The following is a 12,369-nucleotide window of genomic DNA, read 5'->3' as shown; positions in this document are numbered from 1 at the left end:
GTATGGAGCGTGAAGGAAATGATGAAATATATTGACAGAGACGGAAAAGAGACGATAGAAGAATCCGGCCAGGACAGACTGCTTCGGCATCTGTATACCAGCCGGCTGGGAAGAATTCTCCTGAAAGCCATGATACGTCCGGAGATATCCCGATTAGGGGGCTGGCTTCTGGAGCAATCCTGGTCCCGATGTCTGATCGGGCCATTTGTGAGAAAAAACGGGATTGATCTTTCCTGCTGCCTGAGGCAGGAATTCTCGTCCTATAATGATTTCTTTACCAGAAAGCTAAAGCCGCAGTATCGTATGCCTCAGGGAGATGAAGAGACGCTGACCAGCCCTTGTGACGGGAAGTTAAGCGTTTATCCTATCAAAAGCGGAAGGTCAGGAGAAGGCGCATTTGTGATTAAGGATACGCCCTATACGATTGAGAGCCTGCTCCGTTCCAGGAGGCTTGCAGAACGGTATGATGGCGGATGGGCCTTCGTGTTCCGGCTTACGGTGGACGACTATCACAGATACTGCTATATTGACGAAGGAAGAAAATCCCGTAACATTCGTATCCCCGGGGTCTTTCATACTGTTAATCCAGTGGCCAATGATATGGTTCCTATCTACAAAGAGAATACCAGGGAGTATTCTCTTTTAAAAAGCCGGCATTTCAAGACAGTGCTTATGATGGAAGTAGGCGCCCTGATGGTAGGGCGCATCACCAACTATCATCAGGCCTGTGAAGTAAAGCGGGGCCAGGAGAAAGGACGGTTCGAATTCGGGGGCTCCACGGTGATACTGCTGTTTCAGGAAAACGCGGTGCATCCAAATGAGCAGCTGGTTTTGAATACGGCCAGGGGATATGAGACGATCGTAAAGATGGGGGAACGAATTGGGGAATCTGTATAATACTTGAAACATTTTCCAATTTGTTCTATAGTCTAATTATAAGAATAACATAAGGAAGGTCATGAACAATGATATACAATGATGTATTAGAAGCAGTGGGAAATACTCCCCTCATCCGCCTGAACAGGATGACGGGGCCGGATGAGGCAGAAGTTCTGGTAAAGTTCGAAGCGGTGAATGTAGGCGGATCCATCAAGACGCGCACAGCTATGAATATGATTGAAGCAGCCGAGAAGAAAGGGCTTATTCATAAGGACACGATTATCGTAGAGCCGACCAGTGGAAACCAGGGGATCGGCCTGGCTCTTATCGGCGCGGTAAAGGGATATAAGACGGTGATCATTATGCCGGATTCTGTCAGCGAGGAGAGAAGAAAGCTGGTGAAGAATTACGGCGCGCAGGTCATCCTGATCCATGATGCGGGGAATATAGGCGACTGCATTGCAAAGTGCATGGAGACGGCGCTTTCTATGGCAAAGGAAGATCCAAACGTATATGTGCCACAGCAGTTTGAAAATGAAGCGAACAGCGCAGCACACAGGGAACAGACGGCAAAGGAAATCCTGGAGCAGGCAGGAAAGCCGATCCATGGCTTCTGCTCCGGCATTGGAACAGGCGGAACCATCACCGGTATCGGCGAAGCCCTTAAGGCAGCAAATCCGGATATGGAGATCTGGGCCATCGAGCCTGAGAATGCCGCGATATTGTCCGGCAAAGAGGTGGGATCCCATCTGCAGATGGGAATCGGCGATGGAGTTATACCAGCCATACTGAACCAGAAGATCTATGATGATATCGTGATTGTCACAGATGAGGAGGCAGTGAAGACGGCAAAGGAGCTGGCGGCAAAGGAAGGCCTTATGTGCGGCATCTCCAGCGGAACCAATGTGGCAGCAGCCCTTCGCCTCGCGAAAAAGCTGGGGCCCGGAAAGACGGTTGTGACCATATTAGCAGACACTGCCGAGAGGTATTTCTCAACGCCGTTGTTTGACTAGCCAAAGGGCGCTGTCAGACAACAGAACAGAGAAGGTAGGAAGAGGGTATATGGCAAAGCATGAAGAGAGAGAAGATTTAAGAAAGCAGATTATAGATGCAGCCTGGGAACTATTTTACAAACAGGGATATGAAAACACCACCGTCAATGATATTGTAAAGAAGGCCAATACGTCAAAAGGGGGATTTTATTATTATTTTAAGGCGAAGGAAGAACTTCTGAATTCCCTGTATGCCATTTTTGACCGGGAATATGAGAAATTCTATGAGACGATGGACAGAAGTCTGGACAGTATCGTGCAGCTTGAGCAATTGAGCCAATATGTTTCATACTTCATTGAGGGGAATGTATCTGCGGAACTTCTGGCGGCATTATATCAGTCCCAGCTGGCCAAGAAGAAGCAGGACTGCTTCCTGAATCCTGACCGGTTTTATAACAGGCTGGTAAGGAAGATTATTGCCGAGGGTCAGAAAAAGCATGAGATCCGGGAGGATATTTCGGTAGAAGAACTTGCACATCATGTACTGCTTTTGGAAAGAGGCATCATTATGGATTGGTGCGTGCAGAACGGTTCCTTTTCCCTGGGGTATTTTGGGAGCAGGAACTTTGATCTGTACATTGAATTCATGAGGCCAAGAGACTAGGAATAAGATATCAGAAGATAATATAAGCCTGCAAAAAGGATGGAAGGCGCCAGAAACCGGCACTTTCGTTTCTTTTGCAGGCTTTTCCATTATGATTCGTCTATGCGGATCGAGATTCTTGTAATATATTCTCCCGCATCCTGGACGGCGATTTCATCCAATACTGCCTCTTTGTAGGCAAATTCGCCGGAGGAAAGAGCGTTTTCCCGCATAAATGCGAGCATCTCCTGATACGTATGCGCCGCATCATAGTAATCGCCCTTCAGATAAGCGGTGACATAGCGGCCTGCCTGCTTGACATGACAGGGATGGTCCTTGACGGGGGAGGGGACCTTCGTGAAAAAGAATGCATACTGATCCCACTTGTCCCGGGCCAGATCCTGGGTTCGCTGCATGGCTCCATATGGGTGGCCTGCATTCAGCTGGTTATGGCTGCAATAGCGGATGTGGCTGCAAAGCGCCTGGAATACAATGTCGTGTTCAGAAGCATCTATTCCGGGACTGGTCACCAGATATTCTTCCGGCATCTCTTCAATGGATACCGGGCTGGCAGGCGTCTGTACTTTGGGGGTCCGGCTTAAGTCCACCAATGAGATCTTGGTCTTTATCACCTGGTCGATCCTTTTTAGATGTTCTAATTCCGCGCAGACCCTTTGATGCTGCTCCTCAAGCAGTACCTTCAGCTTGTCGGGATTCCTGTGATCAATATACATTTTAATATCCTTAAGCGGCATTCCGATTTCCCGCAGGCAGGTAATGGTAAAGAATACGTCGCATTGACTTTCACTATAATAGCGGTAGCCCTTTTCATCGGTATAGGCTGGCTTGAGAAGGCCAATGTCATCGTAATGGAATAATGTCCTTTTGTTTGTATTGCATAATCTGGCAAAATCCCCTGTTTTTATACAGGGATTATTAAATTTCTGCATAAATATACAAATCTCCTTGACTATAACGTTACGGTATACCTTATTATAAAATCGTTGTGTCAATAAGTCAATCAAACCGTTTAGGAAAGGATGTAATAGATATGCCACAGTTAAGTAAAAGAGTAGAAAACTTTACAGATTCTGTAATTCGGAGAATGACAAGGATCAGTGATGAATACGGGGCGATCAACCTGTCCCAGGGATTCCCGGACTTTGACCCGCCCAAGGAGATTATGGATGCGCTGGCAAAGGCAGCCTATGCCGGGCCACATCAGTATTCGGTTACCTATGGAGCAGACAATTTCCGGGAGGCACTGGCACGGAAGCAGGAGAAGGCCATTGGGCGCAAGATTGATCCGGATAAGGAGATCGTGGTGACCTGTGGAGGCACGGAAGCCATGATGTGCGCCATGATGACCATCTGCAACCCGGGGGACAAAGTGATGGTCTTTTCGCCATTCTATGAGAATTATGGAGCGGATGCAATACTTTCAGGCGCCGAGCCTATCTACATACCACTGGTTCCGCCGACCTATGAGTTTGATATCCGGCTGGTGGAAGAAGGATTCCTGCAGGGGGCGAAGGCAATTATTGTCTGCAATCCGTCCAATCCTTGCGGAAAGGTGTTCTCAGAAGAAGAACTGATGGCGATTGGGAGCCTTGCCGTAAAATATGATGCCTTCGTAGTGACTGACGAGGTCTATGAACATATGGTTTATGCGCCCAACAAGCATGTGTGCATGGCAGCGCTGCCGGGAATGTATGAGCACACGATTACCTGCAACTCCCTGTCGAAGACATATTCCATAACCGGATGGAGGCTGGGATATCTGATCGGCCCGGAAGAAGTGATCGAGGCGGCCAAAAAGGTCCATGACTTCCTGACAGTGGGAGCGGCTGCGCCGCTTCAGGAGGCGGCGGTGGCCGGGCTTAATTTTCCAGAGTCTTATTATCAGCAGCTTCTTAAGATCTATACGGAAAAGAGGGATTATTTCCTGGCAGGCCTGGATAGAATCGGGCTAGAGCACAATGTCCCGCAGGGAACTTATTTTGTTCTTATAGATATTCAGAAATTTCTTGACCTTCCGAAGTTCCAGGGTTGGACAGATCTGGAATTCTGCGAGTGGATGATTCAGAATATTGGCGTGGCAGCCGTACCGGGCTCCAGTTTCTTCAAGGAAGAAGTCAATCATCTGATCCGCCTGCATTTTGCAAGAGAGAAGGAAACCATCGATGAAGCGATGGAAAGGCTCGCGAAATTGCAGGAACTGTTTTAGAACTTTCAGAGGAAGACGGGAAAGAAGAGGTGACGGAGAATGAATTCATATACAGTATGTTTTGCGAATTATACCATTGGCGCGGATGCGTATGAGAATGTGGCTGACCTATGCCAGATCTATGGAACGCGTATTCTGCTGATTGGAGGGAGCAAGGCCCTTGGGGCGGGGAAAGAAAAACTTGAAGACGCAATCAGGGAATCCGTCTTGACAATCGCAGAGACGGTTGAGTACGGAAACGACTGCACCTATGCGTGGATAGAAAAATGGGCGGATTATGCCAGGGAATTAGACGTAGACATGATCTTTGGAATGGGCGGAGGAAAGGCGCTTGATACAGCCAAAGGAGCAGCCGAAAAAGCCGGCCTTCCTGTATTTACGTTTCCTACTACCGCAGCCACCTGCGCTGCTACGACAGCACTGTCCGTGGTGTACAGGGAGGATGGCAATTTTGACAGTTTTTACTTCTATGAGCGTCCAGCCATACATTGCTTTATTGATACGCAGATCATCGCAGAATCACCGGCTGCCTATTTAAGAGCCGGGATGGGGGACACGATAGGGAAGCATTTTGAATGTCATTTTGCGGCCAGGGGAGATAAACTCTCGCACAGTTCGGCGTTGGGGCGGGAGATCAGCAATCTCTGCTATGGGCCGATTCTTGAACATGGCGAGCAGGCATTGGCAGACTGCAGAAAGAATCTTGCGACGCATGCGCTGGAACAGGTCATACTGGCGAACATTGTAAGCACAGGGCTGGTGTCATTGCTGGTGATCGACGATTATAACTGTGCGGTTGCCCATTCCGTATACTATGGACTGGTGCTGCTTGAGGGATTTGAAGAGAGGTATCTTCATGGAGACGTGGTTGCCTATGGCGTCCTGGTACAGCTGGCGATCGATGGAGACGAGGCAAAGATGATAGAACTGAAGCGGTTTATGGAAAGGCTTGGGATTCCATCTACGTTAAAGGACATGGGCGTAGAAGTAAAGCGGGAGCATCTGGAGGCAGTGCTCAAAGAGACGGTCGCGGGGCCGGATATGGAGCACATTCCCTATGAGATAACGGAAGACATGGTGTTTGAAGCGATGCAGAAAGTCGAGCGAATATAAGGAGTAGAATGATGGAAATTACAATGGAGACTAGAAAAGTTAATACAAAAAACCTGCTGAAATTCATCCTGTGCTCAGGATTTGGCGTTCTGATGTTCCTGGTGCCTATTCCGCAGGGGGATTCCTTCACTACGCTGCTGGATTTCCTGAAGTCCGGCCTGAAAGGCCTCTTTGGCGAAAGCCTAAGCTATATCGTAGTGGGCACTCTGGTATTGTCGGCAGTGGTAAGTATCGTGGACATGATTGCCAAGCCGGACGTTATTCGGAACAATCATTATCTGAAGAAGGCATTTTCAACCACGCCCTTTTACCTGGCCTCTAAGATCGTGGGGGCAGTCATTGCCTGCATGGTGGTGTTTGGAGTTGGGCCTGAGATGATTATTTCCGCAGATACAGGGACGTCCATTATTGATCTGTGCGGCACGCTGTTCTGTATCGTAATCTCCTTTAGCTTCATCCTGCCATTTCTGACTGATTGCGGAATTATGGAGTTTCTCGGCGTCCTGCTAAGGCCTGTAGTGCGTCCGCTGTTCCATGTGCCGGGCCGGGCATCCGTGGATCTGATGGCATCCTGGTTCGGAGCCTCCAACGCGGCGGTCATACTGACCAGAGAACAGTATATGAAAGGATTTTATACTAAGAGGGAGGCGGGGTACATTATGACCAACTTCTCGATCGTATCTATCCCGTTCTGCCTGCTGATTGCAAATACAGTCGGGATTGACTATCTGTTTCCGGCCTTTTATCTGTGCATCTGCGTGGTTGGAGTCGTTCTTGCGATCATCATTGCCAGGATACCTCCGATCAGCAGGATACCAGATACCTATCGCAAGAAGACGGGAAAGCAGCTCAATGAAGAAGTGCCGGACGAAAAAAATGTATTTGCCTATGCAGTGGAGATGAGCTGCGCCCGCGCGGAAAAGTTCAGCTTAAGGACGGTGCTGTCCGGAGGATTTGAAGTGGTTATGGGCATGCTGTTCGATCTGATTCCAATTGTGGCGGCATGGGGAACGATCGCCCTGATTATTGCCACCTACACGCCTGTATTCAAATGGCTTTCCTATCCGATGGGAATGTATATGAGCCTGTTTGGCGTGGAAGAGGCATTTGCCGTAGCGCCTGCCACCCTGGTGGGATTCGCGGATATGTTCATTCCGGCCCTTTTGATCACAGGCATAGCATCTGTAAAAACGAAGTTTATCATTGGCGTGCTGTCCCTGGTGCAGATCATTTATCTGACGGAGGTTGGGACGATTATTATCAAGAGCGAGATACCACTGAATCTGTGGAAGCTTTTTGTCATATTTCTGGAACGGACGCTGATTGCCATTCCGGTAATCGTCCTGATGGCGAACCTTCTGATCTGAGAACTTCTGGCTGGCGAAATTACTATGTCGAAAATAGAAAGAGACTCCGAAAGGAGTCTTTTTTTGACAAATTAAAGACTTTGGTCTGTACAAAATAAGAACAAAAGGATTGTATACAAGTACACAAAAGACTGTGAATTATAAAATGTTACAAGAATATTTCTAAAAATTAATAATAAATAAGTGAAATGAATAATAAATTTGTTGACATATTACAGTGAAGATTGTTATTATAATAACTATAACAGACCGCGGTTTCTAATAACGAATGATTCACCTTAGTGATTGGAGGTAGGGATATGCTTTACACGGAAATATGTAATGCCGTATGGATGTTTTTATGGGTGGGGCTGCTGCTGCTGGCAGTTATATTCCAATGTCTTGTATTTATGAAGAGGGCATGGAAGCATGCGCTTGAACTTGGGCTTCAGCCGGCACAGATTAAGAAGGGGCTGACAACGGGAATTACCATCAGCATCATGCCGACGCTGCCTGTGCTGCTGGTGCTGCTGTCTTTGATGCCGCTTCTGGGAACGCCGCTTCCATGGCTGCGGCTTTCTATTATAGGCTCGGCCTATTATGAGACATACGCGGCATCGACGGCTCTGGAGTGCGTGGGAGAGACCTTGCAGGTCAACGGATACAGTGTTGTCGGATGGGTTGCGGCCGCCTGGGTCATGACGATCGGAGGCAGCGCCTGCGTATTATGGTCATCCCTGGCAATCAAGCCGATATCCATGATTTATGAAAAAGCGGAGAAAGTGGATATGAAGCTGGTGCTTTCCATCGGAAGCGGATGTCTGGCAGGCGTTATGGCATACGTATCTGTATCTTATGGATTCAGCGCTATGTCCACAAAAGGCGTAGTTTTCTGCATCAGTTTCGCTGTAGGGGCAATTTTGGTATTCATCCATAATAAGCGGCCGAAAGCCAGGTGGCTGTCGGATTACCTGATGACCATCAGCATGCTGGTTGCAATGGCTGCCGCCTGCTTCATCTTTTAAGAAAGGAAGTGCATCATATGAAACAAAACGGATATCAAAGCTGGATACATAAGTTTGGAATTATTTCAAGTCTTTTGCTGTTTGTAGGAATGACCGCATTTCCGATCGTAGTAAGCGCGGTATATGGCATATGGCCGGACTTTAAGACATTATGGCCCGGATTTGTGGCTGTCATCTTGTTTATGGCGCCATACTGGCCGGCGGAGACCATCGGATATATGTCAGTAATGGGGCCAGGCGCTTTGTATATGTCCTATATTACGGGGAATGTAACGAATCTGAGAATGCCGGCTACCGTTGGCACCATCAATTCCCTTGGCATTAAGCCCAATACGGATGAATGTCACACGATGGCGATCATCGCCTGTGGAGCGTCCATTATCACCACCGTGGTTATCGTGGCTCTGGGAGTCGTGATCGCGGCGCCGCTTGCCCCGGTTCTGGAGTCCCCTGTGATCCAGCCGGCGTTTGATTATGTGGTTCCCGCACTGTTTGGAGGCCTTGTGGCACAGACAATCCTGAAAGGAAAGAAACAGTTCCTGTTTTTCCTGGCGCCTTTGGCCATCTGCCTGTTCTTCTGCTACTTTACGACTATGAACAGCGCGTATTATATGCTGATAGCCATTGCAATATCTGTGGTCATATATGTAGTCGATTATAAGAGCGGAAAGAACAAAGGGAAGGAAGAAGCTAATTCATAGTAAATGTTTTGAAAAGGAGAAGAATATGGATAAATTAACCTATATTATTTGTGGAAAATTATATAATGGAATCGACGCAGAATTTAAAGAGAACTATAAGATCTTGGTAAAAAACGATTTGATAGAAGCCGTAGGGCCGGATATTCCGCAGCCAGAGTCGGCAGAGGTCATTGACCTTTCGGATGCCACGGTCACGCCGGGAATGATCGATGCCCATATGCATATGGACTATATTGACTGGCATACCATTCGGGAAGAAGTCTACACTACCTCGGAAGAGGCTAAGACGCTGGCAATCGTAAGAACTGCGCAGAAGACCTTATCAAGAGGTTTTACGACGGTCAGGCATCCGGGCGGAATCACATCCAACGGACTGGGGGTCCTGGATGTAAAGAGGGCGATCGAAAATGGATATATTACAGGTTCCAGAATTGTAGCGGCACCGAGGTTCTTATGCGGAGCAGGAAGCCACGGCGACCTGTCACAAGGATTTTCAAGGAATCCGGAACTGTCCAATATGCTGCAGAACATCCGGCTTACGCTGGGAGCAGGAAAAGACTTTTTTGTCAATGCCGTTCGGGAAGAGATTAAGTATGGCGCGGACTTCATCAAAATTATGGCTACAGGCGGATTCTTTACTCCGAATGACAACCCATCCCAGCAGCAGTTAAATGATGAAGAACTTCAGGCGATCATGAATACCGCCCATGAATGGGGCAAGACGGTAACTGCCCATGTATACAGCGTGGATCATATGCAGAAACTGATCAAGTACGGAATTGATGGCATGGAGCACTGCTCTTTGATGGATGAAGAGACGGCCCAGATGATAATTGATCATGATGTCTATGTAGTTCCTACCTTCTGTCCGTATGAGGAGGCCGTGCACTATGATCCTGTGATGATACAGACCAAGCAGAAGGAATACAGGATCAAGCTGGAATATTATAAGGATGCTCTTCAGGCAGGCCGTGAAGTAATTAAGAACTGCAAGTGCAAGCTTGGGTATGGAACAGATATGGTTGCGACCCACCAGAACTATGAGAGCGGATACGAGTTCAAGGCATGGATGGAAAGCGGGATGGGAACCTTTAGGACGCTGCATGCCGCGACCCAGGTGAATTCCGAGATCCTTCAGCTGGAAGATAAGATTGGCACGCTTGAGCCGGGAAAATATGCGGATATCGCTGCATGGAAGAGAGACTTGATGACAGATCCATATGCGCTTCTTGACTGTGCTTTTGTCATGAAGGAAGGAGTCGTATATCCGACGGAACGCTGCGAAGAACTGACGGATTAGAAAAAGTTACGTTTTTAGTGGCATTTCCCCTTGAAAGAGATGTATAATAAAGATAGATAATAGTCGTTGTTATAAAGTCTTCTGGAAAGGGAGGGATCGGTATGGCAGAGCATAAAATAGTTACGATCGGCCGTCAATTTGGCAGCGGTGGGCATGAGATTGGCAATCGGCTGGCTACACGGCTTGATATCCCGCTGTATGACAATAATCTGGTGAGGATGGTAGCCGAGAAACTGGATATCCGGGAGGAGACCGCGCAGGCCGTGGATGAGACGACGCTGAACAGTTTCCTGGCAGGCTATGTGATTGCGCCGATGGAGTACTCCACTTATATCAATGCCACGGAATATATACAGCCGCTTAGCGAGCAAGTGTATGAACTGCAGTGCGAGATTATCCGCAAACTGGCTGAGAGAGGATCTTGCGTCATTGTCGGGCGCTGTGCGGACTTCGTGCTAAGAGATAATCCTAATTTAATCAATGTCTTTATCTGTGCAGATAAGGAAGACCGGATTAAGAGGATTGCACAGCGGTATGACCTGTCGGAGCGTAAGGCAGCGGACCGGATCAAGAAGATTGACCGTGAGCGCAAGTACTATTATGAGTCCCATACAGGACTTGACTGGGGAAGCGTGCAGGCGCATCAGATGCTGCTGAATGCAAGCCGGCTTGGCATGGAGAAGACGGTAGATATATTAGAAGAACTGTATAAAGGCTGGTAGTCTTAGGATGTACGAGGGGCGTAGTATTTGGATGAATACTACGCCCCTGCTTGCATTTGGATGAATTGTAAATTAGCATAAGCAAGGGAAAAGGAGTGGATATTATGGCAATAGAAGCAGGCTATATGGTACCGCATCCTCCGCTGATCATTCCAGAAGTAGGACGTGGGGAAGAAAAACGAATTGGCGCTACCATCGGGGCATACCAGAAAATTGCAGATGAGATTGCGCAGATAAAGCCAGAGACGGTGATCCTTATCTCGCCTCATAGCATCATGTACCGGGATTATTTTCACATATCTCCGGGAGTGCGTGCATATGGAGATATGGGGGGGGGATTTGGGGCGCCACAGGTTTCAAGGGAAGTTGTCTACGATCAGGAACTGGCAAGAGAGATCGAGCGGCTTGCCTCCTTGGAAGGCTTTCCGGCAGGCACCAAAGGAGAGCGTGATCCCAGGCTTGATCATGGCACGATGGTGCCGCTGTACTTTGTCAGCCAGGAATGGCAGAATTATATGCTGGTTCGTATCGGCTTATCAGGACTTTCTTTAAAAGTACATTTTATGCTGGGAAGATATATCCGGCAGGCGGTAGATAAGATCGGCCGGCGTGCCGTGCTGATTGCCAGCGGAGATTTGTCCCACAGATTGCGAAAGGAGGGACCTTATGGATTTTGTGAAGAAGGGCCGGAGTATGACCAAAAGATTATGGAGGTTATGGGGAGCGGAACATTTGAGCGACTGCTGGAATTTGACGAGGATTTCCTGGAAAGGGCGGGAGAATGCGGTCACCGGTCTTTTGCGATATTGGCCGGCGCGCTGGAAGGATTGGATATCGTGCCGGAAAAACTCTCCTATGAAGGGCCGTTTGGCGTAGGGTACGGCGTCTGCAGCTTCTGTGGGCGGGCAAAAGACCCTTATGTGGCGCTTGCGAGAAAGTCCCTGGAAACCTATATCCGCACAGGCGAAGCGATGGAGGTGCCAGAAGGCCTCCCGGAAGAGATGCTTAAGAATAGGGCCGGAACCTTCGTTTCCCTGAAAGAGGGAGGAAGGCTTCGCGGATGCATCGGGACGATACAAGGCGTCCAGACCTGCATTGCCAGGGAGATCATCGAGAACGCCATAAGCGCCGGAGTCCATGACCCCAGGTTTCCTCCGGTGATGGAAGAAGAACTAGGCAATCTGACGTATAGCGTGGATGTATTGGAAGAGCCAGAAGAAATCGATTCTCCCAAATTCCTGGATGTAAAAAGGTATGGCGTGATCGTAAGCAAAGGTTTTCGAAGGGGACTTCTGCTGCCGAATCTGGAAGGTGTGGATACGGTAGAAGAGCAGATTGCGATAGCCAGACAAAAAGCAGGAATCAGGGAAGACGAGGAAGTAAAGCTGGAGCGCTTTGAAGTAGTCAGGCACAAGTAGAAG

Annotated in this window: 12 protein-coding genes; 11 read left to right on the top strand and 1 reads right to left on the bottom strand. The window is 48.4% G+C overall.

Annotated elements, in window-relative coordinates:
* Nucleotides 1-18: 18 nt before the first annotated feature.
* From K0036_RS13830 to K0036_RS13820, 3 genes are all read left to right on the top strand, one after another.
* The gene (locus tag K0036_RS13830; protein ID WP_220429991.1) at nt 19-897 is read left to right on the top strand and encodes a phosphatidylserine decarboxylase; all 879 of its coding nucleotides are present in this window, start codon (nt 19-21) and stop codon (nt 895-897) included.
* A 68-nt stretch (nt 898-965) separates the two neighbouring features.
* On the top strand, nt 966-1,892 hold the full coding sequence (gene cysK / locus K0036_RS13825; protein WP_025642802.1) for a cysteine synthase A: 927 nt from the start codon (nt 966-968) through the stop codon (nt 1,890-1,892).
* Nucleotides 1,893-1,941: 49 nt separating this feature from the next.
* Nucleotides 1,942-2,535, top strand: a complete 594-nt coding sequence (locus K0036_RS13820; protein WP_025642804.1) for a TetR/AcrR family transcriptional regulator — start codon at nt 1,942-1,944, stop codon at nt 2,533-2,535.
* A gap of 89 nt (nt 2,536-2,624) precedes the next feature.
* Here K0036_RS13820 and K0036_RS13815 read toward each other — a convergent pair whose 3' ends face one another.
* Nucleotides 2,625-3,464 carry a MerR family transcriptional regulator gene (locus K0036_RS13815; RefSeq protein ID WP_025642806.1) on the bottom strand — a complete coding sequence of 280 codons (840 nt, stop codon included), beginning with the start codon at nt 3,462-3,464 and terminating at the stop codon, nt 2,625-2,627.
* A 101-nt stretch (nt 3,465-3,565) separates the two neighbouring features.
* Between K0036_RS13815 and K0036_RS13810 the strand changes: the two genes are divergently transcribed.
* The 8 genes from K0036_RS13810 (at nt 3,566) to amrA (ending at nt 12,366) form a co-directional block, all read left to right on the top strand.
* Nucleotides 3,566-4,741, top strand: a complete 1,176-nt coding sequence (locus K0036_RS13810) for a pyridoxal phosphate-dependent aminotransferase (protein WP_220429990.1) — start codon at nt 3,566-3,568, stop codon at nt 4,739-4,741.
* 39 nt (nt 4,742-4,780) lie between these two features.
* Nucleotides 4,781-5,854 (top strand): iron-containing alcohol dehydrogenase family protein, encoded by a 1,074-nt coding sequence (locus K0036_RS13805; RefSeq protein WP_025642807.1) that lies wholly within the window; start codon nt 4,781-4,783, stop codon nt 5,852-5,854.
* An 11-nt stretch (nt 5,855-5,865) separates the two neighbouring features.
* Nucleotides 5,866-7,221, top strand: coding sequence for a YjiH family protein (locus tag K0036_RS13800; RefSeq protein WP_220429989.1), 1,356 nt, complete (start codon nt 5,866-5,868; stop codon nt 7,219-7,221).
* 299 nt (nt 7,222-7,520) lie between these two features.
* The gene (locus K0036_RS13795; RefSeq protein ID WP_025642809.1) at nt 7,521-8,225 is read left to right on the top strand and encodes a DUF5058 family protein; all 705 of its coding nucleotides are present in this window, start codon (nt 7,521-7,523) and stop codon (nt 8,223-8,225) included.
* A 17-nt stretch (nt 8,226-8,242) separates the two neighbouring features.
* Nucleotides 8,243-8,926 (top strand): hypothetical protein, encoded by a 684-nt coding sequence (locus K0036_RS13790; protein ID WP_025642810.1) that lies wholly within the window; start codon nt 8,243-8,245, stop codon nt 8,924-8,926.
* A 25-nt stretch (nt 8,927-8,951) separates the two neighbouring features.
* Nucleotides 8,952-10,226, top strand: a complete 1,275-nt coding sequence (locus K0036_RS13785) for an amidohydrolase family protein (protein WP_173693915.1) — start codon at nt 8,952-8,954, stop codon at nt 10,224-10,226.
* A gap of 101 nt (nt 10,227-10,327) precedes the next feature.
* Complete coding sequence (locus K0036_RS13780) at nt 10,328-10,948, top strand: AAA family ATPase (RefSeq protein WP_004606782.1); 621 nt, start codon at nt 10,328-10,330, stop codon at nt 10,946-10,948.
* A 104-nt stretch (nt 10,949-11,052) separates the two neighbouring features.
* On the top strand, nt 11,053-12,366 hold the full coding sequence (amrA, locus tag K0036_RS13775; RefSeq protein WP_220429988.1) for an AmmeMemoRadiSam system protein A: 1,314 nt from the start codon (nt 11,053-11,055) through the stop codon (nt 12,364-12,366).
* The last annotated feature ends 3 nt before the right edge of the window (nt 12,367-12,369 follow it).

Source organism: [Clostridium] scindens, from assembly GCF_019597925.1.
GTDB lineage: Bacteria > Bacillota > Clostridia > Lachnospirales > Lachnospiraceae > Clostridium_AP.
Note: the sequence above shows the minus strand (reverse complement) of the source record. Positions and strands in the feature narration are given on the sequence as shown.